Here is a 20,368-nt window from a genome sequence, read left to right as displayed (position 1 = left end):
CGTTATAGCTCATTTATGTAGCTCACTACACTTCAATCGCTATGCCTTGTAGAAATACCAAACAAACTGCTGCAAAATTGTCCACGAAAGAGCAACAGGCCCTAGGCATAAATTTAATCTAGGTAACAAAACCCTTTTTTTGATAACTTTTTATCAGTAAAATAACTTTTAAAATTAGTGGCTAATATTAACGGACTAAAAGAGGCGCTCGTAATGGCTAAAATAGGTAGTAAAGCTGTGGAACTTAATCCAATTCAATCTTCAATTTCGTTGTTTGAAGGTAAATACGCGGCAGAAATTTTGCGCGAATTGTTATCAGGTACCAAACGATTTTCCGAATTATTACATTCAATTCCAGGTATAAGCTCGAAAACGCTTAATCAAAAACTTAAAGTCTATTTGCAACAAGGCATCATCACGCGGCATTCGTACCCTGAAATTCCGCCTAAAGTTGAATATCGTTTAACCGACCGAGGCCGCCGGTTAGAAAGTATTATTATCGAATTACACAAATTTGGTGTCGGAGCTCATTTAGAAGAAGTAAGTGATAAAAATGCCAAGCGCCGCATGACAGATTTTGCCGTAAACAAAGGCTACAAAAAGTTTGGTCGCCGTGCATTAGACAAACATGCCCAAGAGCGTGAAACCACGCGCTTAGGCCGTCGTGAAACAGATATGACGCTATAAAACTCTTCGTAACGCATTAATAAATTTCAGATTATGTTCGCTGCCACCTATGGTGACACGAATATAATCTGGCATTTGATATCCAGCTAAATAACCCACCATTACCCCGTATTCAGCTAATTGCTGAACAACGGCTGCACAATTAGTAAGTTTCAGACAAATAAAATTACTTTCTGAGCGAATAAACTCAATGTTTAACTTGTTCAGTTCTCTGATTAAATATTCATAACCTAAACGAGTCTGTTCAACACAAAATTTTAAATGTTGTTGATCTTCAAGTGCGGCTTGTGCAGCAACCAAAGCAAGCCGATTAGCATTAAAAGGCTGACGCATTTTGTTGAGTATTTCGACCAACTGCGGGTTTGTTATCGCATAACCGATACGCAGCGCAGCTAACCCATAAGCTTTGGAAAAGGTGCGTGTTATCAACAAATTATCATGCTGATTAATTAGCTGAGTGCTATTAATATTTTGTGCTGTTGCGCTGTATTCAATATAAGCTTCGTCTAACACCACTAAAACGTGTTTAGGTACAACCGCCATAAATTGCACAAATTCTTCGCCACCAAAACAACTGCCGGTTGGGTTGTTTGGATTTGCCAATAAAATCACTTTAGTTTTGTCTGTTATCGCTTCGGTTATATTTGGTAAATTATGCGCAAAATTAACACTCGGTGCGGCAACTGGTGTTGCCCCAACTGTTTTAGCTAACAAAGGGTAGGCGGCAAAACTATGTTGTGAAAACAACACTTCATCACCCGGCCCACAGAAAGAGCGAATTACAATATCCAAAATTTCATTAGAGCCGTTGCCTAACAAATAATGCTCAGGTGTAAGTTGCTGCATGTCCGCAAGCACACGCTTTAAATTGCTTGCGGTGCCGTCAGGGTAATAGTTTAAATGACCTGCGCTACGGATCACCCGAGCTTGCACAAAAGCACTAATCGGAAACAGATTTTCATTTGCATCCATTTTTAACTGTAATTCTGGTGGGGCTGTTTCAGCGGCAGCAGGAAAAGCCCTAATTTGTTTGATCCACGGATGCACTTGCTCAAAAACAGATAAATTAGCCATTACAAATTCCTTTTAATTAAGCCGCTGCTAATTTATGGCAGACATCAGCGTTAACCAACTGAACCTGCGGCAGTTGTGTCAAATCAAAATCAATTAACACTGTGCTAATTTTGCCGTTTAGTCGGGTCATCAAGTTGGTGCCGCGCAGTGCTGGCATTTGTTCGCCATTTTGCGTCACACCTTGGGCTACCCAATGAATGGTAAATTGTTTACTACTGCCTTCAACTTTTTCCGGATGCATCTTAATTGAATCAAACTGATCGCCGAGTTTTTGAAAAAATTGTTCAATGGCTAAAATGCCCTGAATTGGCCCAGTTGCAAATGGGTCGATAAACATAGCGTCGTCTTTAAATAGCTTGAGTAAATCTGTCATTTTTTCTGCATTTAATAACGCAAAATAGTTGTCAGCATATTCGCTTGGCGACATGTTTTTAAGCTTATTTAACTTGGTTAATTTAACTGTGATATTTATTGCATTCGCTAACAACACCAAAGCAATCACCCAAGTTATAGTTGCTAGCGCTGTTTGCTCTGCTGGTTTATAAATCATTAAAAAATAAACCAAAATTATCAGTGCAATATTTGAATAACCTATAGGTGGCACCAGGCGCATTAAACTGCGTTTACCTTTACGGCCAATCCATAAAAAGTAAAAAATAATGCAAGAATTCAGCGCGATAATCAGCGAAACAGCTAGCGCAGCCGAAAGCCAAGTAGGCGGGATATTAGTGATAAGTTGGTATTCAGTTGCAAGCAACCAGCCAGTCAACAAAGTACTGAATAGGCCACCCATAATAAATACACATTTTAAAATAAATACAGTGTCGATAATGCCTAAAACTGTATGTAGATGGTCTGCACGATTCGCGCGATTACCCCAAAAGGGTAGTGTGGTAGCAGTTCCTAGCCAAATAGCGGCCGAAACAATATGAATAAATAACAACATTTTGTGTTCCTTTATTTTGGTAAAAAGGTCAATAAAAAACAAAATGTCGTCGCTGTTATTTATACAAATATCTCAATAGCTGGATAAAAACAAGCAAAAATTAACCAAATATTTAAAAGCAGATTCAGCTAAAAATTAAATGAAAAAAAATTTAAATTTTTTTCGTCAAGCTAGCCCCCGTCACAATCATTTGTTTACTTTTTTCCCCTATAGCACACAAAAGTAACCATATTGTCAGGCTTTTTTTGCCTACCTATACTGCGTTCCGTCGTCGCTGATTAGCTCCCTAACCATGGAGCTTACAAACAAATTAACTCGAAAAAGAGTAGATAAATATGAAGGTAGATTTGTACATAGACGCAACAGGACTTGTATGTCCGTTGCCGGTTTTAAAGTTTAAACGAGAGTGTAAACAACTCAGTAAAGGCCAAGTTGTGCATGTACGTACAACCGACCCAGATTCGGTCAACGACTTTAACGCCTACAGCGAACTAAAAGGCATGCAAATTTTGCAAAACGAAAAAAATGAACAAGGTTTCGAATTCCTAATTCAGCTGTAAGCACTGAATGAAATTTAGGAAAAGTGCAGGAGAAAAACATGATAGAGCAAACAGCAAAACAGTTACTTGAAAATATCCATACAGCTTTTTATGGTGCTGACACACATTACAGCACAGTAGAAGGCAAGGTAACTCGACGTGTTTATTTGGACTCGGCCGCCAGTTGCTTAATGTTAAAACCCGCACATCAAGCAGCACAACAATTTTTAGCACATTACGCCAACACCCATAGCAATATTCACAACAGCGCTATGGTGGCAAATCAAAGTTACCAATGGGCAAAACAAACCGTACTCGATTTTTTAAACGCAAACAGCAGCGAATACGCATGTGTATTTATCGGCAGTGGTGCAACGGCAGCCGCCAACCGAGTAGCCAATATCTTCAGCAGCGTACGCCCAAATAAAACCACAGCTTTGGTGTCGGTAATGGAGCATCACTCCAACGATTTACCACACAGAAAATATCACCAAAATGTTCATCACATTGGCTGCAATAAAACTGCCGGTGACTGCGGCGCTATCTCACTTGAACAGCTTGAATTTGAACTTGCGCAAGCTCAAGGTGCGGTCAATTATTTTGCACTAACAGGTGCAAGCAATGTCACTGGCATAATCAATCCAATTGCTGCCTGTGCCGAGTTGTGCAATCAACTCGATGCATTATTTGTACTTGATGGCTCACAAATGTTGCCGCACCACAAGCTCGATTTAACCGAGCTAACAAATAAAGGCGCAAGCGTAGACGCTGTTATATTTTCAGGACATAAACTATATGTGCCGGGTGCACCTGGCATATTAGTAATTAAACGTAAATGGTTAGAACAAAGCCCTGCAACTGAAATGGGCGGCGGCATGGTAGAGTCAGTTTCGCAAATGGACTACCAACTTATGCCAGATTTAGTTGAGCGCCAAGAAGCAGGTACACCAAATATCTTTGGTGCAGTAAAACTGGCAATGTCACTGCAAATGCTGATGCAAATAGGTATGGAAAACATTCATGGCCACGAACAAGAAATCCTCCATTATTGTTTTCACTATCTAAAACAAAACTCTGAAATCAATATTTATGCCTCAACCAATTTAGCTCAATGCCCGCGCACAGCCACTTTTTCATTCAACATGCGTGGGGTAGACCATGCACTGTTAGCAAAAATTCTTAATGATTATTTCAATATCGCGGTACGTAACCAATGTTTTTGCGCGCATCCGTATGTACGTGAACTTATCTTGCCAGAATTATGGGCATTAGATGACGAACTGACTGACGCGGAAATAGAAGCGAAAAAAGGCATGGTACGTGCCAGTTTTGGCCTAAATAACACAATGGCTGATGCTCAAGCGCTGGTAACAGCGTTACAGCAGATAGCCAACAATAAAACGGAATATACCTCGCAATATCAAATGGACGAACAAGGCAACTATCACCATTTAACACACAAACTTAATTGGCAAACATTGTTTAACCCTGAGCAAGCTTTGCAAGCTGCGCTTAAGCAATATTAAACACAAGATCACTAACTAAGGAATAAAACTATGACGATTAAAGCACCCGAACAACAGCAAAGCGAAGTTGTTAATCATCAGCAGTTAATGACCGACCTTTACCCAATCAGTAATCATCCTTTGTATGGCAATGTACTCAAGTTTGCACAAACGCCATATTTAATGCCTGCTACCTTGGCTGATTTCACCAACGACACAGATTTTTCAGCCGAAGCAACCAGCTTAGAAATATGCCCAGCTTGTTTTTTTAACACCTCAGGCACCACTAATCGCAGCAAAAAAATTCCATTTTCAGATGCGGACTTAGAAAGACAAAAAATTCACGAAGCTATTGCCTTGCGCAAATTAGGCATGGGTGAGGGCGACGGTGTAATGTCGTTAGGCGCACCATTACCAAGTATCTCTGGCTGGGCTATTGTAAACGGCAGTGAAGCAACAGGTGCGCGTGCATTGAACTCTTCACAAATTGACTACGAAGAAATCATCGAAAAAGGTTTAGGCGAGCAAGTTACTTTTGTTATCGGTACACCTTTAGTGGTTAAAGAAATTGGCAAAGCAATTGAAATGGAATTTGGTCCATTACGTGAAGTTTTACCAAACCTTAAAACCGGCATTATTTTTGGGGATGTATTACCAGATGCCTTACGTGCCGAGCTAAAAGAACTGTGGGGATTTGACAACGTATATAGCTTATACGGCACAGTTGAAGCAGATGTAGTAGCGACAGAATGTGTGGATAAACCAGGCGAAATGAACTTAATGTCAGAGCGCTTATATTTTGAATTTATTCCAGAAAGTGAACTGGCAAAAGAGCGCCAAGATGCCAGCTACGTTGGCCAAGCTAAACCAGTAAGCCAAGCTTACAACGGCGAATTTGGTGAAATTATTATCAGTGATTTATCACGCGATACCTTGCCGCTTATTCGCTACCGCATTGGCGATATTATTCAGATTCACCGTGCAACTGCAGCTTACAACATAGAAACACCAACAGTTAGTGTATTGGGCCGTAGCAAAAATACCGTATTAGTTTGTGGTATCGCCTTGTACGAAATGCAGCTAAATCGTGCCATTCAACAATGGTTGGGTGACGAAGTGGTCGACTGGAAACTCACGCAAAACGCCAGCCAGTACAAATACAGCTACACGCTGCAAGTACAAACCAAAAATATAGAACTGAATAAACGCGACGCGCTGAGCTTATACATCAACCTAAGCAAACAAAGAGACGAGCTACAACAAGTTGATTTAACCCAGCAAATTGAAGTTGAACAAGTAAAAGCCTTTGAACAAGTAGAAGTAAAAGGCGACACCAAAGCACAACGTATCGTTTTACTGTAAGCACAAACAGAGGAAAAGATTATGAACACAGTACAAAAACACAAATTTGTTATTTTAGGTGGCGGCCCTGGTGGCGTTCAATTAGCTTATTATTTACAACAAGCTAAAGCTGATTATTTAGTAGTAGAGGGTGCGAATATTCCGGGTCATACTTTTACCTTATACCCACGCCATCGCACGCTAATTTCAATCAACAAACGTTTTACTGGCAGCCAAGATCCAGAATTCAACATGCGTCACGACTGGAACTCATTGTTGTGTAACGATGAAAACTTCCGTTTTAAAAACTACGACAAACAATTTTTCCCACATGCAGACAGCCTAGTAACCTATATGGCTGATTACGTGAAAAAATTCGACATTAACGTGCAGTACAATACTCGCATTGCCAATATCGACAAAAAAGACGGCATGTACACATTAACTGCAGAAAACGGCAATAAAATTGAATGTGAAGTATTGGTTATCGCAACAGGTATTAACCAACCAAATACACCAAACGTACCGGGTATTGAACATGTAACTCAATATCAAGATATGTCATTAAACTTAGAAGAGTTTGAAGACAAACGTGTACTCATTATTGGTAAAAAGAACTCAGCATTTGAAACGGCAGACCATTTAACCTCAGCTGCGTCGCTTATCCATTTAGTTAGCCCAAGCTCAATTAAAATGGCGTGGAAAACCCACTATGTAGGCGATTTGCGTGCAATAAACAACAATGTGTTAGACACCTATCAATTAAAATCACAAAACGCGATTTTAGATGCTGACATAGTAAAAATTGAAAAACAAAACGATCAATTGGTAGTAACCTTTAAATACCACCACGCAGAAGACGAAGTAGAAACCATCACCTACGACAGCATTTTATGTTGTGCAGGCTTTAAGTTTGACACCTCAATTTTTGCTGAAGGTGCAAAACCAGAAGTAAGCTGCATGGGCAAATACCCAGCGCTCAACAAAGACTTCGAATCAGTTAACAACCAAAACATGTACGTGGCAGGAACGCTTACGCACTCGTTAGACTACCGCAAAGCAACTTCAGGTTTTATCCATGGTTTTAGATACAACTCACGTGCTTTAGCCGATATTTTATTAGAAAAATATATGGACCTAAGCATACCAACCGAGCAAGTAGCAGGCACTGCTGAAGCAATAACAGAACGCATGTTTGCTAACGTAAATCGCTCGGGCGCACTTTGGCAACAGCCAGGTTTTATTGCCGATGCTGCTGTATTTAAAAACGGCGTATTCAGCTACACCCAAGCCTTACCAAAAGACTATTTAGTGAATCGTTTTGCTGAAGAAAATACCGACGTATTTGTACTAACGCTAGAATACGGCGCACCAATTGTTGGTGACCCGTTTGCAGTAGAGCGCATACACAGAGAAAACACGGAGCAAGCAGCCGAAAGCCAATTTTTACACCCAGTGGTACGCCACTATGTAAATGGCGAACTAAAAGCCAAACACGACATAATTGAAGACTTAGAAGCAAAATGGGTAGAGCCAGAGCACTACATTCCAATGCAAAACTTCTTCAATACACAATTACCTCAGTTGATTAAACAAACACAAATGGAAACAGCGTAAGCAACAAATAGGTAATTGAAAAAAGGGGCTAGCTTAATACGAACAGGTATAAAGTTTAGCCCCTTAAAATAAAATCTAAACTTTGGGTTAGATAAAAGGGTTTTAGTTTGTCGCAAATAAATGTGTGGAGTAGTGTATGTGGCAGCAAAAATTAGTAAAACATTGGTACTTTGTACTATTAGCCGCTTTTTACATTAGCTGGTTAATATACATAACAATGAGCAACAACTGGGGATTATGGCAAGACTACTGGGCTATGCCAGCAACCATGACCCTAGGCTCATTTATCGCAGGTTCAACGCCATCGGGCGGGGCAGCTGTGGCATTTCCAGTTTTTACTAAATTGCTAAACATACCCAGCGAACACGCCAAAATATTTGGATTAATGATCCAATCCGTCGGTATGACATCGGCTGCGCTGTACATTTTTTATCGCAAAATAAACATCTTAAAACCCGTGGTGGTGTACGCCAGTTTAGGCGGCGTTGTCGGCAGTTTTGTCGCAATAAAATGGATAGTTATACCGTCCGACATGGCGAAAATACTGTTTTCGAGCATGGTTTTTCTATTCGCTTGTGTGCTGTGGTTTTGTTATTGGCGCAGGCCAAATACGCAAACCCAGCTACCTTACACACAACACACCCAAATGGCTGGCATATTTATATTTGCCGGTTTTATTGGCGGCATAATTGCCGAAACTACAGGCTCAGGCGTAGATATATTAGTGTTTATAGTATTAACACTAAGTTATCGCGTAAAAGAAAAAATCAGCATACCCACCACAGTAGTGTGCATGGCCATAAACTCACTTTGGGGTGTGGTAATGCACAACACTTATGTAAACGACACCCACATAATGTACGAACCTTGGTTAATAAGCGCGCCCATAGTCGCCATTGGCGCACCACTTGGTGCATATGTATTAACCAAACTATGTCGCACCAAAGTAACCTGCTTAGTAACCGTATTAATAGCAATAGACGTAATCAGCACTTTTGCACTTATTCAATTAAACCAACAGCTTATATCGGCACTAGCAATAAATTTACTCGCCAGCAGCGCATTATTTTATTGGCTAGTTGTCCGCACAAATAAATTCCAATTAGGAGAAATAACAAGATGAACACACTAAAACATTGGCTAATCGCCAGCAGCTTAGTTGGCTTACTCGCAGCTTGTGATGCAGAATTTGGCCATGACCACGACCAATACGAAGAAGAATTTCCAGACGTAACTTACAGCCCAGCCGATTCGACCGACACAATATTTGTTGCAGAAAGCGGCGAAACTTACACCCAGGTAGACGCAGCGCGCAGGCAAATTCATGTGGACGCAGGCCATGGTTACAATCCAATAATCACAGGTGCAATACCACACTTGTTTGAAGCACCACTGATGCAAGATGTACAAGACTATATAATTCACAAAGACGAAATGGTGGTAATACAGCCAGCACCGGGTGAATATATTCACGTAATGGAAGGCAAACGCCACGGTTTTAACAAGCTAACAATTGCACTAACCAATACCCACAAAGGCAGCGGCGCACCATTGCACACCCACACAGGTGAAGAAGCGCATTTGTTATTAAAAGGCAAAATGATGTACCACCTAGACGGTGAAGAAGTAGTAGTTGAAGCGCCGTACATAATAAATATACCGTCAATGGTGCCACACGCATTTATAAATGTAGACGACGACCCAGCCGAACTTATTGGTATATTTCCAGACGATAAATGGGAATACGACGTACTAGACGGCGCAGTATTTGCCACGGCCAACACAGAAAATGGCACACAGCGTATTGAGCTAAGCGTAGAAGATATAGAACAACTAAGAAGCTGGCACAACGCCGAAAGCGCGCAAAAACGCATAAATGCTTACGAGCAAAACAAAGCACATATGCACGTGCACTCGGCTGATGGGCATAGCCATTCGCACTAAACCTGATTGTTTAAACTTAACTTTTTGGCAGTAGGTTTTTATCCGCAAGTTGGCTAAAAACCTGCTGACATTTTTCTTTTAAGTCGTCACGCAATAACCGAATAGCCGGGGTAATTAACTGTCTGCTAGGGCAAATTAACCAAAGCTCAGTAGTGCGTGCTTTATAATTTTGCAAAATTGGTACAACATTTCCTGCAAGCAAATCAGCCGATAAATCTAAGCTCGATTTAACCGCAATGCCATGGCCAGCAACACACCAACGGCGCACTAAATCACCATCGTTGCCTGCACGGTTACCATTCATCTTAACCTTAATTTTTTCACGGTTAGCGGTTGGGCTAGCTAAATTTTCAAACTCCCACAGGTTGTAAATTTTATCCTGCAGTTGATAAAACAAACCATTGTGCTCAGCCAATTGGTGCGGGTGTTGTGGTGTACCATGTTTAGCTAAATAATCAGGTGTGGCGCAAACAACAGCGGGAATATCGCAAATTTTAAAACCATATAAATTGCTGTCTTTTGGCGAGCCATAGCGCAAAGCAATATCAACAGGATCGCGATAAAAGTCGATATTACTGTCACTAATATGCGCTTTTAACGAGACCTGCGGGTGTTTTTGCAAAAACGCATCTAACCAAGGCATAACAATATTGCGCCCAAGATCAGACGACAAACCGATACGCAGCTCACCACTTATGCTTTCACCCGCAATTTGCTGTTGGTTTTTAGCGTTATCTAACAACTGCAAAGCTTGCTCGCACTGCGGCAAATAACGCTCACCCGCACTCGAAAGCCTAAGCTGACGAGTAGAGCGCACAAACAACTCAAAACCAAGCGCTTGCTCAACCCGTTTAACTGCAGCACTGGCCGTTGCCGCTTGTAAATTAAGGCTAGTTGCTGCAGCGGTAATGCTACGAAATTCAGCCACTTTCAACACAATTTGTAGATCTTGAATAAGCATTATCAAAAAATATTTGAAAATAAATCAAATATTACGCCGTTTATAAAACACAAAGCAAGGCATATCATTTGTTTCAGGTTATCTAAACAAGCAAATTAACAACTCAATTGGAGCAAATTATGAAAGCTATTGGCTACACAGAATCGTTAGAAATTGGCAACCCACAATCATTGCAAGACATTGAATTAGCCATACCACAATCACAGGGCCACGACCTATTGGTAAAAATAAACGCGATAGCGGTAAACCCAGTAGACTACAAAATTAGACAATGTGTACAACCTGAAAACAACCAAGCAAAAGTGCTAGGTTGGGACGCAGTAGGCGAAGTAGTTGCAGTAGGCGACAAGGTAAGTTTATTTAATGTAGGCGACCAAGTATTTTACGCAGGTGACTTAACCCGCCAAGGCGCAAATGCACAATACCAATTAGTAGACGAACGCATAGTAGGGCGCAAGCCAAGCAGCCTAACTAATGCAGAAGCCGCTGCAATACCATTAACCGCGATAACCGCATGGGAAATGTTATTCGACCACTTACAAATACAACAACAAAGTGCAGGCAATACCCAAAAAACCGATGAAGTAATATTAGTAACAGGCGCAGCTGGTGGTGTTGGTTCAATACTCATACAAATAGTAAAAGCGATAACAGGCGCAACTGTAATTGCCACCGCCTCACGCGAAAGCTCAAAACAATGGGTAACAGAATTAGGTGCCGACTATGTGGTAGACCACTCAAAACCATTAGCCCCTCAAATAGAAAGCTTAAATATAGGCTTTGTCACCCATGTTGCCAGCCTAAACGGCACCGACAATTATTTAGACGACTACATACAAGTGCTAAAACCATTTGGCAAACTAGCGCTAATAGACGAATCGCAAAATTTTGATATAAACAAACTAAAATACAAAGCAATATCAACCCATTGGGAACTAATGTTTACCCGTTCAATGTTTAAAACCGACGACATGATAGAGCAACACAAACTACTTAACCAAGTAGCCAAACTAATAGACCAAGGCCATATAAAAACCACCCTAGGTAAACACTTAGGCACAATAAACGCAGAAAATTTAAGGCAAGCCCATGCAGAGTTAGAGGCAAGAAGTGTAATTGGGAAAATTGTTTTGGAGGGGTTTTAGGGCTTTGGATTACTGAGATTAAACCCATCGGTTTCGGTGGGTTTAAGTTAGTCGGTGCGTTCTTGATTTGAGAGTAATAAAAGACTCAGCTGCCCATTCTAATGATTTTGGTTTTATGTTTGTCTTCAGCCATAAAAATTATCGTTGCATTTTAGTTAGTTAAAGCTTAAGTTTATGAAATTACTAATTTAAAATGTATTGGAACGGCGTGATAGGCTCAATATCGAAAAGTTACATACGCACTTTTAATGATTCAGCTGTTATGCCCTGCGTAGAGATAAGGAGTACTTAAAGAGTGCAGTTCGTTCATACCGATCTTGGTCAAAGGAAACGCGGGGAAATTGTAGAAATTGCCCTTACAAGTGGCGCTAATGTTCGATTAATGGATGTCTCAAATTTTAATAGCTACAAGAATGGTAGAGGTCATCGCTATATTGGCGGTTTGGCCAAAAAATCACCAGTTAGGCTGCAAATTCCTTCTTCTGGGCATTGGCATGTCGCAGTTGATATGCAAGGGCTCAGGGGCAGTACAAGGGCGTCCGTTCGGGTTTTGCCTAGTACATTACCTGATATACAAGAACGAGCGTTGAGAGAAGTTCCAAGCCTTGTTCGAGATAATATACCACCATCAACAGAGAGCGGTGTTGAGGTTCACGATGTATTTATCTCACATGCATCCGAAGATAAAGATGATTTTGTTCGTCCTCTTGCAGGTGCTTTGATCAATGAGGGGTTAAATGTGTGGTTCGACGAAATGACACTGCGCATTGGCGATAGTCTTAGGCATAAAATTGATAAAGGCCTAGCTAACAGCCGAGTCGGCCTTGTTATTTTGTCCCCAGCCTTTATTGACAAGGGCTGGACCAACTATGAGTTAGACGGAATTGTTACCCGAACTGTATCTGGTGAACAAATTCTTCTACCAATATGGCATAACATTACCAAACAACAGGTAATGGACTTTAGCCCTTCAATCGCGGATAAAGTAGCACGCAGCACGGCAACACATACGATTGAAGAGATTGCAGCTGAAATAGCAGAGTTAATAAGATCCAAGGCATAACAGAGTGCTGCTAAGGAAAAACTAAGCTGCGCTCCGTTTCACCAGAGAACGGAGTTGTGTGTTTCTTTTAAGCCATGTTTTTTTATTCAGTACTGGTTGAACAGTCAGTGGTTAATCCCCATGTAACTCAATGAGGTCGTTTCATCGAACTTCACTAAACTATACGGGAGGTACTATGCCAAAAAATACTATGGTTACATCGAGAAAGGTTGCATATAAAGCAGCTAAAACATTGACAAATAATAATTCATCTCAAATAGCTAAAAGTAAACAAACGCGGGCTAAAGTAGAGAGTCTAGCTTCTAAAGCACTAAAAAGCACTAAGTATAACTCTATTGTCAGAGCGCTATCCGCTTCCGTTCTTTGTCTACCTAATAAAGAAAAATAAGAGGTACGTTAAAATGATTGAATATGTTGATAATGATAAGAACTCAAAAATGAAACATAAATCGTATCTTTTTTCACTTGATTATGGAAATCGTCTGGAAGAAAGAAAGTTTGTTAAAGATGTTTTAGACAATTTTAATAGATTCCAACTCACGGGGTGTGGTTTATTCATAAACAACAACCCTTACAATCTTGAAATGTACTTTAGCCTAAGTTTTGAAAAAGCTGATTCTGATTTTGATAGTTGGCTTTCGCAAAATTATCCCCACAAAATTAGGGCATACAATGTATTTCTTCCTGAATTATTAGAAGCCGCAAGTCGAAAGGGGTATTCATTAGTTACTTTTACTGATTCTGAGTACATTGAAGATATAATGACAGAAAATAAGAATGAACTTTTCCTTCACCCCGATAGGAATGTTATGTATGAAGCTTGGGGGAAACCAGTGTTAGAGAAAAAGAAAAAAGTATTTTTATCTCATTCCTCTAGGGACAAAATAATTGTTGACCAGTATTTTAATGAATTACAAAAGTCAGAGCTAAAAGTTTGGTACGATAAAGAAGAAATTATAGCTGGAGATAGTATAACGTCGAAAGTTAATGAAGGATTAATGGACTGCGAACTAGGAATTTTATTTTTATCGAATAATTTTCTATCAAAACAGTCTGGATGGACAGAAGCTGAGTGTAATTATTTCATAAACTCCAGAATGAAAAAGAATAAGTCATTAATAGTTGTAAATTTAGGTGTGGACTTTGAAAAAATACCTCCACTACTGCAAGACTACAAGTATATAGACCATTTAAATGATACAGCCATACAAGAATTGGTTGAATCAGCTATTAAACAATTAAAGCGCATATAAAAAGGAAAAATTATGGCAGGAAGAAACAGAGCTTTAACGTCTGCAGGGATGGAATCTTATAGTTTGAACAAACGTTCTTCTTTGATAGGCGAAGATAAACCTTGCATTTTTTTAGCGCATATATCAATCGATAAGGCAGCAGTAGAAGGTATTGCTGATTATATAATGGAAAAAGCGGATATAGATGTATATCTAGATATTCATGATGATGCACTTCAGCGCGCAGTGAGAAAAGGAGATTCTGCAGAAATAACTGCTCTTATTGAAAGGGGAATTACTAGTAGTTCTCATGCAATGTGTCTTATTAGTGAGGAAACCAGCAAGTCATGGTGGGTTCCATACGAGCTTGGATACGCAAAAAAATCAGGTAAAGAGATTAGTAGTTTAAAGTTAAAAGGTGCTGTGGATTTGCCTGATTTCCTAAAAATCGGAACACTTATCCATGGGACAAAGAGCTTGAACGAGTACATCGAGAGAGTAATACGTAATTATAAGCTCACAAAACCTTATTCGGGTATCAATGAATCATTGGAAAGCCACAGTAATTCTCATCACCCATTAGATAGTATACTTGATTGGAATGCTTAAATATGAGTTATAACATACTTGGTGGTTTATCCGGTTTCACAAATAGGCATAAAGTTTTCGTTAGTTATTATCATGCCAATGATCAGTATTATAGAAATAGATTTGAGCATTTGTTTTCTGGCGCTAACGATATTATGGTTTCTAAATCAGTTCAGATTGGAGATATAAATAGCTATTTGCCAGCTGAAACAATTCGACAAAAAATTAGAGATGAATACTTAAGAGACTCAACTGTAACGGTTGTGCTAATTGGTTCTGAAACTTGGAAAAGGAAACATGTAGACTGGGAAATAGGTTCAAGTATCAGGAATACACAATTTAATCCTAGATCTGGGTTGATAGGGATATTGTTGCCAACCTACCCCAGACCATATAACGAACCCAATAACTACATAAGCAACACTATACCTCCTAGACTTCATTATAATATTCAGTGTGGGTTTGCAAAAATATACAATTGGAGTGAAGACCCCCAAATAGTGCATGATTGGATACATGAGGCATTTAATAGGCGGAATAAAATTAATCCTGATAATTCATATGACAATTTTGTAAATAATCGCAGCGGTGAAAGGTGGTTCTAATGAAGTGGAGTAAGTGGCTAGAGCAATGGGATATGACTTCTCTAAAAATCAAGACGCCATTTCTTGATATGGAATGGAAGCCTCAAGATGAAGATAAGGCAGCGGCATGGGAGCTATATATAGAATTACTTACCAGAGTAACGACCCAGAGTTTGCACATTGAGCATGGGGACGAAAAGACTGCATTGACTAGTATTTATTCTATATTTGGCATTACTCGAGATGTGATGAAAAACAATGGTCGTCATTGCATCGAGTTTACCAAGATTGCTGTAGTCGTGTTAAATCAAGTTGTGAGGCCATTTACAGCAAAATGGCATGGGCTTTCAGTCAAAGGGGCTTTTGATGATCCTGAAAAGTGTGCTGAATTTCGAGCTGAGCTAGAAAGACTACAGAACGTACTAAGAACCTATACTCAGATGTTGGCTGAAATGGCTGGAGTTGAGGACTTAACAGATTTAGAAAGTGGCGAAACATAATAAATCACTGCACTCGGAAATTATACTCGCTTCGCCCCTAAAATTCTGGTGAGTGAGGTGTGCGAGTTAATTGCGACTAACCCTGACTATGAGGTTAAATACTCTACTGAAAATATGCGAACCTTTGCCCGCCTAAAGGCAATTATTGAATAACTGTTTAATCGTTTTAAGGAAGAAACATGAGTTTACTTTTTATCTTGTTAATGTTGGTTTTGTGTATTGTTTTTGGCTTGCTGCTGGGTTTTATAAACAAAAGTAGCGGTTATAGCTATACCAAAATTGGCCCGTTATTTACTGCGGCAGAAAGATCGTTTTTAGGAGCGTTACAACTTGCATGCCCAAGCCATGTTGTAGTTATGGGCAAAGTACGAATTGCCGATGTGTTAAAGCCAGCCAAAGGGTTAGGGCGTAAGCATTGGCAAATAGCTTTTAATAAAATATCTGCCAAGCATTTTGATTTTGTTTTATGTGACGCCAATGACTTGTCTATTATCGCTGTAGTTGAATTAGACGATGCTTCACACTTAAAGCCTAAAACCCATTTGCGTGATGTGTTTGTAGAATCAGCTTGCGAGTCTGCAGGTTTAAAACTTCATAGATTTAAAGCCAGAGCTAAGTATTCAGTAGATGACATTCGCAACCAGCTATTTGTTGCTGAATCAGTAGTTACCCCAATGGCAACTGATGTTCAACAGCTCGCAATTGATAGCCCAAACAATAAAACTTGCCCAAAATGTCAGTCGCAGTTAATTACTAAAACTGCTCAGCGTGGCAAAAATAAGGGTAATGAATTTTTGGCCTGTAATGCCTTTCCAGCTTGTCGGTATATCGACTCATAAAAGTAAGTTTAAATTTACTTTTAAGGGTTTTAAATTAGTTTCTATTGTAAAAGTAAACTCTATTTTACTTTTGTTTAATAGTGATAACGCAGTTGTGCTATCAAAATTGTTTCGTTTTGGTATTTATAAACAATTCTGTGTTCATCATTAATTCTTCTAGACCAATAACCTGAAAGGCCATGTTTCAATGGCTCTGGCTTTCCGATACCTTCATATGGTTCACGTTGAATGTCTTTTATCAGCGTGTTTATTCTTTTGAGTATCTTTTTATCAGTACTTTGCCAGTACAAATATTGTTCCCAAGCCGTTGTTGAAAACGTTAATTTCACTCTATTAATTCTCTTTCTGTACCATTACCAGCTTCCAACTCAGCAATAGATTCCAAAAGCGCTCTAGCGTTAGCTGGCGATCTTAATAGGTATGTTGTTTCTTGCATTGCTTCGAAATCTTCTAAAGACATCATTACAACTGGGCTTTCGCTTTTGCGGGTAATAATTACTGGTGCATGATCAGCGCAAACTTTTTCCATTGTTTTTGCTAGGTTTGCTCGTGCTGTGGTGTAGCTAATCGCGTCCATAAAAATATCCTGTACTTAATTCTGTACCATTGAGTGTAATTAAACATAACAAACAAATCAATAAGGGTTAAAACTTTGGCTGCAATGGTTTTACTGATCCCTTTTTACTCACCCCTCGTAAAGTAACACATCTATCAACAATTAAGTTTTTGTATGCAATTAGGTGTGTTTCCATTGCCTTTGGTTTTGTTTCCTAAGGGCGTTACTCAGTTAAAAATATTTGAGCCTAGGTATTTGCGTTTAGTTAAGCAAGCGGCGAGTGGGCAGGGTTTTGTGTTGTCTACTTATTTGCCGGATGCTGATTTTAATACGTCAAAACTTGGGGCTTGGGTTGATATTGTTGATTTTTCGCAGCGCGACGACGGCTTATTAATTATTGATATTAGAACACGTGAGTTGGTGGAAATTTCTGACATTAAGGTAGAAGACGACGGTTTACGTGTTGCCAATGTTCAGCCAGTTAGCCATTGGCCGCAGGCCGATTTGTGCAGTAAATCGCGCAAGTTGTCAGCTGCATTGCAAGAAATTCACCGCAGTATGCCTGAGTACGCCAAAATGTATCCGAATCCTGAATTTGATAGTCCTACCTGGGTATGCGCACGTTTTGTTGAGCTTTTGCCTTTGCCGGTGGAGAAAAAGCTTGAATTTATGGTGCCGAACAGTTTTGATGAGTGCTTGTCGTTTTTAGCCACTATAATTAATGGTGAAAACAAAAGTGATCCAATTACTGAGCACCCGCGTAAATACAGCTAAACGTGAGTCGATTGGTGATAATTTTTTATGCTGCAAACATCAAATGGCACTATGAATCAAAGCCAAGTGGAAAACAAAAGGTCGATGCTTACACCAGAGCAGTCGGCCGAGCTTAAACAATGGTTAATTGCCGTTGCGCTTGAGCGCGACAAAAAAAGCTTTGCGCTGCTGTTTAAAAGCTTTGCACCCAAAATTAAAAGTTTTGGGTTTAAGCAGTTTAATTCGGAGGCTTTAGCCAACGATTTGTTGCAAGAAACTATGTCGCTTGTATGGCGAAAAGCGCATCTATATAACGCCGACAAAGGTGCGGTTACCACTTGGGTGTATACCATTATGCGTAATTTGTCGTTTGATATGTTGCGTAAAATGCAAACCAATAAAGAAGATTGTTTAAGTGACGATATTTGGCCAATTGTCGACGCGCACGCAGCCGATGTTGATACTGAAGAATTTGCCGACCATTTACTTAAACAACAACTTGCCAAATATGCTGATGCTTTACCAGAGGCGCAAAAGCAGGTGGTACGTGGCGTTTATTTTAATGAGTTAACTCAAGAGGAGTTAGCGCAGCAGTTAAATATTCCGCTTGGTACGGTTAAATCGCGCTTGCGTTTGGCCTTGGGTAAACTTAGACAACAAATTGAGGAAAACTCATGATTAAGCATCATCCAAAACATGAGTTGTTGGCCGCGTTTGTGGCTGGCGAACTTCCAGCAGCTTTAAATATTGCTATTTCTGCGCACGTTGAATTGTGTGACGAGTGCCAGCAGGCGATTACTTTGTTAACTCAAGCCAAAGCCGATGAGGTTTTTAGTATTGAGGATGAATCGGTTTTTGATAATGTTGAAGTGGATTTAGACGACGACTTTGACGATTTAATGATTTCGCAAATTACCAGCCAAAAAGGTGATTATGTAGATGAAGCTCCAACTGTTCGCTCTGTTGAGTATGCGGGCAAGCAGGTTAATTTGCCGCGTGCGTTAAATTCGGTCAGTTGGGCTAAGTTTCAAGGTGTGGGTAAGTTAACCCGTGCTCGGTTAGATTTGGATGAAGGCACTGTGCGTAGTTATTTGTTGCAAATTGGCGCGGGTGGCAGTGTACCTATGCATACCCACAAGGGTTATGAGGTAACTGTGTTGTTAGATGGCTCGTTTGAGGATGAGATGTGCAGTTATTCTAAAGGCGACTTTATTTGGTTGGATGAGAGTTTTACTCATAGTCCTGTGTCTAACGATGGCTGTTTGTGTTTAACTGTGGCGGATGATGCTCCGGTATTTACACAAGGTTTGTCGAAGTTGCTTAATCCGATAGGAAGGTTTATTTACTAAGTTGGTTTTGATTAATTCTAGGGCGTGCAAGGTAATATGCCAGCCCGTTTAGGTTTGCCTTAGACCATGGTTTTCGAAAAAACGCTACGAGTACGTCCATGTAAGCTCGCAAACGGCATCCATGCCGATTGAAGTTTTTCTCAAACCATCGCTCTAATGCGAACCTTCACTATGTGTTTTAGTTTAGCGCTATAGTGGTAGATCGTTCAGGTTGACCTTAGACCATGGTTTTCGAAAAAACGATACGAGTACGTCCTTGTAAGCTCGCAAACGGCATCCATGCCGATTGAAGTTTTTCTCAAACCATTGCTCTAATGCTAACCTTCTCTTTGAGTGTTATTCCTTTTATGGCATTCAATGTTATTGAGGATTTTCAGGCAACTGAAAGCTGAGAGCGTGAAAGCAATAATTGAGAGCAAAGTCTCTTTTTTATGGGCGAATCAGAACCGAAGCGCAGCTTCGCAGTCTGATGAGGTGGAGTCATGGAGGACGACAGGGCCGGTCCTTCAGGGATGAATAGTCGCCTCAATACTTTTATGTTATCGGCGGTAGGCGTCTTTGCGACGATTATGCTTCGATGCTCGGGCAAGCGACTCAGTTTGCCCTTTGCTAGTCAACTCAGAACTTAAGCGGACTATTTAATTTTAGGTGGATTATGGAGAAGAACTTGGTTGAGAATTTTGTAAAAGTTTATCAGTCATTATCAAAGGATAACCTAGCTACGCTGGCGGATATTTACGAACCAGAAATTGTGTTTCAAGACCCCTTGCATATTATTTCGGGTCTTGAAAACCTCACTCAATACTTCGCTAATATGTATGAAAACGTGCAGTCTTGCCGTTTTGAAATCGAATCAAGCCATTTTTCTGAGCAGCAGATTTTTCTGTATTGGACCATGCATTTCCAACATCCCAAACTAAAAAAAGGCGAAACCATTTTAGTTGAAGGGCATTCGCGGCTTAAATTTGTTGGCAATAAAGTTATTTGCCATCGCGACTACTTTGATGTCGGCGCTATGTTGTACGAGCATGTACCTATTTTGGGTGGTTTTGTCCGTAGCATAAAAAATAGAGCTGCAGTTTAATCTTTATTTGATCCAAATTTTAGCACTCCCCGTATCAACCTATTATCTATAAAAAGCAGGT

General features: G+C 40.0%; 24 protein-coding genes. 19 read left to right on the top strand and 5 right to left on the bottom strand.

All coding sequences use genetic code 11. The features are described 5' to 3' along the window. Positions 1–213 precede the first annotated feature (213 nt). Complete coding sequence (locus ACMZOO_RS03500) at positions 214–687, top strand: winged helix-turn-helix transcriptional regulator (protein ID WP_440905412.1); 474 nt, start codon at positions 214–216, stop codon at positions 685–687. On the opposite strand, the gene hisC is transcribed toward ACMZOO_RS03500, so the two are convergent. Beyond that, entirely contained in the window at positions 682–1,761 is a 1,080-nt protein-coding gene (gene hisC, locus ACMZOO_RS03495; RefSeq protein ID WP_440905411.1) for a histidinol-phosphate transaminase, read from the bottom strand. The genes ACMZOO_RS03500 and hisC overlap by 6 nt on opposite strands. 16 nt (positions 1,762–1,777) lie before the next feature. Further along, a complete protein-coding gene (locus ACMZOO_RS03490) occupies positions 1,778–2,707 on the bottom strand; it encodes a nuclear transport factor 2 family protein (protein ID WP_440905410.1) in 930 nt (309 codons plus the stop codon). A gap of 335 nt (positions 2,708–3,042) precedes the next feature. Here ACMZOO_RS03490 and ACMZOO_RS03485 point away from each other — a divergent pair, with 335 nt between their 5' ends. The 6 genes from ACMZOO_RS03485 to ACMZOO_RS03460 all read left to right on the top strand — a co-directional run bounded on the left by ACMZOO_RS03485 (position 3,043) and on the right by ACMZOO_RS03460 (position 9,653). Continuing rightward, positions 3,043–3,267 (top strand): sulfurtransferase TusA family protein, encoded by a 225-nt coding sequence (locus ACMZOO_RS03485; RefSeq protein WP_016957394.1) that lies wholly within the window; start codon positions 3,043–3,045, stop codon positions 3,265–3,267. A gap of 38 nt (positions 3,268–3,305) precedes the next feature. Further along, on the top strand, positions 3,306–4,772 hold the full coding sequence (locus ACMZOO_RS03480; RefSeq protein WP_440905409.1) for an aminotransferase class V-fold PLP-dependent enzyme: 1,467 nt from the start codon (positions 3,306–3,308) through the stop codon (positions 4,770–4,772). 30 nt (positions 4,773–4,802) lie between these two features. Continuing rightward, positions 4,803–6,113 (top strand): phenylacetate--CoA ligase family protein, encoded by a 1,311-nt coding sequence (locus tag ACMZOO_RS03475; RefSeq protein WP_440905408.1) that lies wholly within the window; start codon positions 4,803–4,805, stop codon positions 6,111–6,113. A 21-nt stretch (positions 6,114–6,134) separates the two neighbouring features. Beyond that, positions 6,135–7,709 (top strand): NAD(P)-binding domain-containing protein, encoded by a 1,575-nt coding sequence (locus ACMZOO_RS03470; RefSeq protein WP_440905407.1) that lies wholly within the window; start codon positions 6,135–6,137, stop codon positions 7,707–7,709. Positions 7,710–7,845: 136 nt separating this feature from the next. Further along, entirely contained in the window at positions 7,846–8,832 is a 987-nt protein-coding gene (locus ACMZOO_RS03465) for a sulfite exporter TauE/SafE family protein (RefSeq protein ID WP_440905406.1), read from the top strand. Then, positions 8,829–9,653, top strand: coding sequence for a cupin domain-containing protein (locus tag ACMZOO_RS03460; protein ID WP_440905405.1), 825 nt, complete (start codon positions 8,829–8,831; stop codon positions 9,651–9,653). Before ACMZOO_RS03465 ends, ACMZOO_RS03460 begins: the two co-directional genes overlap by 4 nt. A 16-nt stretch (positions 9,654–9,669) precedes the next feature. Here ACMZOO_RS03460 and ACMZOO_RS03455 read toward each other — a convergent pair whose 3' ends face one another. Beyond that, the gene (locus tag ACMZOO_RS03455; RefSeq protein WP_440905404.1) at positions 9,670–10,614 is read right to left on the bottom strand and encodes a LysR family transcriptional regulator; all 945 of its coding nucleotides are present in this window, start codon (positions 10,612–10,614) and stop codon (positions 9,670–9,672) included. Positions 10,615–10,733: 119 nt separating this feature from the next. On the opposite strand from ACMZOO_RS03455, the gene ACMZOO_RS03450 reads away from it, so the two are divergent. The 8 genes from ACMZOO_RS03450 to ACMZOO_RS03415 all read left to right on the top strand — a co-directional run bounded on the left by ACMZOO_RS03450 (position 10,734) and on the right by ACMZOO_RS03415 (position 16,565). After that, on the top strand, positions 10,734–11,759 hold the full coding sequence (locus ACMZOO_RS03450; protein ID WP_440905403.1) for a zinc-binding alcohol dehydrogenase family protein: 1,026 nt from the start codon (positions 10,734–10,736) through the stop codon (positions 11,757–11,759). A 295-nt stretch (positions 11,760–12,054) separates the two neighbouring features. Continuing rightward, the gene (locus tag ACMZOO_RS03445; protein ID WP_440905402.1) at positions 12,055–12,822 is read left to right on the top strand and encodes a DUF1883 domain-containing protein; all 768 of its coding nucleotides are present in this window, start codon (positions 12,055–12,057) and stop codon (positions 12,820–12,822) included. A gap of 175 nt (positions 12,823–12,997) precedes the next feature. Then, positions 12,998–13,210, top strand: coding sequence for a hypothetical protein (locus tag ACMZOO_RS03440; protein ID WP_440905401.1), 213 nt, complete (start codon positions 12,998–13,000; stop codon positions 13,208–13,210). A gap of 13 nt (positions 13,211–13,223) precedes the next feature. Beyond that, on the top strand, positions 13,224–14,075 hold the full coding sequence (locus ACMZOO_RS03435; RefSeq protein WP_440905400.1) for a toll/interleukin-1 receptor domain-containing protein: 852 nt from the start codon (positions 13,224–13,226) through the stop codon (positions 14,073–14,075). Positions 14,076–14,087: 12 nt separating this feature from the next. Further along, complete coding sequence (locus ACMZOO_RS03430; protein WP_440905399.1) at positions 14,088–14,663, top strand: toll/interleukin-1 receptor domain-containing protein; 576 nt, start codon at positions 14,088–14,090, stop codon at positions 14,661–14,663. A gap of 2 nt (positions 14,664–14,665) precedes the next feature. Next, entirely contained in the window at positions 14,666–15,247 is a 582-nt protein-coding gene (locus ACMZOO_RS03425) for a TIR domain-containing protein (RefSeq protein WP_440905398.1), read from the top strand. Then, entirely contained in the window at positions 15,247–15,726 is a 480-nt protein-coding gene (locus ACMZOO_RS03420; RefSeq protein WP_440905397.1) for a hypothetical protein, read from the top strand. The genes ACMZOO_RS03425 and ACMZOO_RS03420 overlap by 1 nt, the downstream gene beginning before the upstream one ends. Positions 15,727–15,905: 179 nt before the next feature. Beyond that, entirely contained in the window at positions 15,906–16,565 is a 660-nt protein-coding gene (locus ACMZOO_RS03415; RefSeq protein ID WP_440905396.1) for a DUF2726 domain-containing protein, read from the top strand. Between the two features lie 74 nt (positions 16,566–16,639). On the opposite strand, the gene ACMZOO_RS03410 is transcribed toward ACMZOO_RS03415, so the two are convergent. After that, positions 16,640–16,894: a Txe/YoeB family addiction module toxin gene (locus ACMZOO_RS03410; RefSeq protein WP_016957383.1), complete on the bottom strand. Its 255-nt coding sequence runs from the start codon at positions 16,892–16,894 to the stop codon at positions 16,640–16,642. Continuing rightward, positions 16,891–17,142 (bottom strand): type II toxin-antitoxin system Phd/YefM family antitoxin, encoded by a 252-nt coding sequence (locus tag ACMZOO_RS03405; protein ID WP_016957382.1) that lies wholly within the window; start codon positions 17,140–17,142, stop codon positions 16,891–16,893. Before ACMZOO_RS03405 ends, ACMZOO_RS03410 begins: the two co-directional genes overlap by 4 nt. 153 nt (positions 17,143–17,295) lie before the next feature. Between ACMZOO_RS03405 and ACMZOO_RS03400 the strand changes: the two genes are divergently transcribed. From ACMZOO_RS03400 to ACMZOO_RS03385, 4 genes are all read left to right on the top strand, one after another. Next, on the top strand, positions 17,296–17,895 hold the full coding sequence (locus ACMZOO_RS03400) for an LON peptidase substrate-binding domain-containing protein (RefSeq protein WP_440905395.1): 600 nt from the start codon (positions 17,296–17,298) through the stop codon (positions 17,893–17,895). A 27-nt stretch (positions 17,896–17,922) separates the two neighbouring features. Further along, the gene (locus ACMZOO_RS03395; RefSeq protein WP_440905394.1) at positions 17,923–18,552 is read left to right on the top strand and encodes a sigma-70 family RNA polymerase sigma factor; all 630 of its coding nucleotides are present in this window, start codon (positions 17,923–17,925) and stop codon (positions 18,550–18,552) included. Then, positions 18,549–19,223, top strand: coding sequence for a ChrR family anti-sigma-E factor (locus tag ACMZOO_RS03390; RefSeq protein ID WP_440905393.1), 675 nt, complete (start codon positions 18,549–18,551; stop codon positions 19,221–19,223). Before ACMZOO_RS03395 ends, ACMZOO_RS03390 begins: the two co-directional genes overlap by 4 nt. Before the next feature lie 655 nt (positions 19,224–19,878). Next, complete coding sequence (locus ACMZOO_RS03385; protein ID WP_440905392.1) at positions 19,879–20,307, top strand: nuclear transport factor 2 family protein; 429 nt, start codon at positions 19,879–19,881, stop codon at positions 20,305–20,307. Positions 20,308–20,368 lie beyond the last annotated feature (61 nt).

The organism is Catenovulum sp. SX2 (assembly GCF_052056295.1).
Lineage (GTDB): Bacteria > Pseudomonadota > Gammaproteobacteria > Enterobacterales > Alteromonadaceae > Catenovulum.
This window is presented reverse-complemented; position numbering and strand designations above follow the sequence as displayed.

Excerpts from the sequence above, each read along its gene's own strand:
- ACMZOO_RS03500 (WP_440905412.1), top strand. The coding sequence starts at position 214 with ATGGCTAAAATAGGTAGTAAAGCTGTGGAACTTAATCCAATTCAATCT.
- hisC (WP_440905411.1), bottom strand. The coding sequence starts at position 1,761 with ATGGCTAATTTATCTGTTTTTGAGCAAGTGCATCCGTGGATCAAACAA.
- ACMZOO_RS03490 (WP_440905410.1), bottom strand. The coding sequence starts at position 2,707 with ATGTTGTTATTTATTCATATTGTTTCGGCCGCTATTTGGCTAGGAACT.
- ACMZOO_RS03485 (WP_016957394.1), top strand. The coding sequence starts at position 3,043 with ATGAAGGTAGATTTGTACATAGACGCAACAGGACTTGTATGTCCGTTG.
- ACMZOO_RS03480 (WP_440905409.1), top strand. The coding sequence starts at position 3,306 with ATGATAGAGCAAACAGCAAAACAGTTACTTGAAAATATCCATACAGCT.
- ACMZOO_RS03475 (WP_440905408.1), top strand. The coding sequence starts at position 4,803 with ATGACGATTAAAGCACCCGAACAACAGCAAAGCGAAGTTGTTAATCAT.
- ACMZOO_RS03470 (WP_440905407.1), top strand. The coding sequence starts at position 6,135 with ATGAACACAGTACAAAAACACAAATTTGTTATTTTAGGTGGCGGCCCT.
- ACMZOO_RS03465 (WP_440905406.1), top strand. The coding sequence starts at position 7,846 with ATGTGGCAGCAAAAATTAGTAAAACATTGGTACTTTGTACTATTAGCC.
- ACMZOO_RS03460 (WP_440905405.1), top strand. The coding sequence starts at position 8,829 with ATGAACACACTAAAACATTGGCTAATCGCCAGCAGCTTAGTTGGCTTA.
- ACMZOO_RS03455 (WP_440905404.1), bottom strand. The coding sequence starts at position 10,614 with ATGCTTATTCAAGATCTACAAATTGTGTTGAAAGTGGCTGAATTTCGT.
- ACMZOO_RS03450 (WP_440905403.1), top strand. The coding sequence starts at position 10,734 with ATGAAAGCTATTGGCTACACAGAATCGTTAGAAATTGGCAACCCACAA.
- ACMZOO_RS03440 (WP_440905401.1), top strand. The coding sequence starts at position 12,998 with ATGCCAAAAAATACTATGGTTACATCGAGAAAGGTTGCATATAAAGCA.
- ACMZOO_RS03435 (WP_440905400.1), top strand. The coding sequence starts at position 13,224 with ATGATTGAATATGTTGATAATGATAAGAACTCAAAAATGAAACATAAA.
- ACMZOO_RS03430 (WP_440905399.1), top strand. The coding sequence starts at position 14,088 with ATGGCAGGAAGAAACAGAGCTTTAACGTCTGCAGGGATGGAATCTTAT.
- ACMZOO_RS03425 (WP_440905398.1), top strand. The coding sequence starts at position 14,666 with ATGAGTTATAACATACTTGGTGGTTTATCCGGTTTCACAAATAGGCAT.
- ACMZOO_RS03420 (WP_440905397.1), top strand. The coding sequence starts at position 15,247 with ATGAAGTGGAGTAAGTGGCTAGAGCAATGGGATATGACTTCTCTAAAA.
- ACMZOO_RS03415 (WP_440905396.1), top strand. The coding sequence starts at position 15,906 with ATGAGTTTACTTTTTATCTTGTTAATGTTGGTTTTGTGTATTGTTTTT.
- ACMZOO_RS03405 (WP_016957382.1), bottom strand. The coding sequence starts at position 17,142 with ATGGACGCGATTAGCTACACCACAGCACGAGCAAACCTAGCAAAAACA.
- ACMZOO_RS03400 (WP_440905395.1), top strand. The coding sequence starts at position 17,296 with ATGCAATTAGGTGTGTTTCCATTGCCTTTGGTTTTGTTTCCTAAGGGC.
- ACMZOO_RS03395 (WP_440905394.1), top strand. The coding sequence starts at position 17,923 with ATGCTGCAAACATCAAATGGCACTATGAATCAAAGCCAAGTGGAAAAC.
- ACMZOO_RS03390 (WP_440905393.1), top strand. The coding sequence starts at position 18,549 with ATGATTAAGCATCATCCAAAACATGAGTTGTTGGCCGCGTTTGTGGCT.
- ACMZOO_RS03385 (WP_440905392.1), top strand. The coding sequence starts at position 19,879 with ATGGAGAAGAACTTGGTTGAGAATTTTGTAAAAGTTTATCAGTCATTA.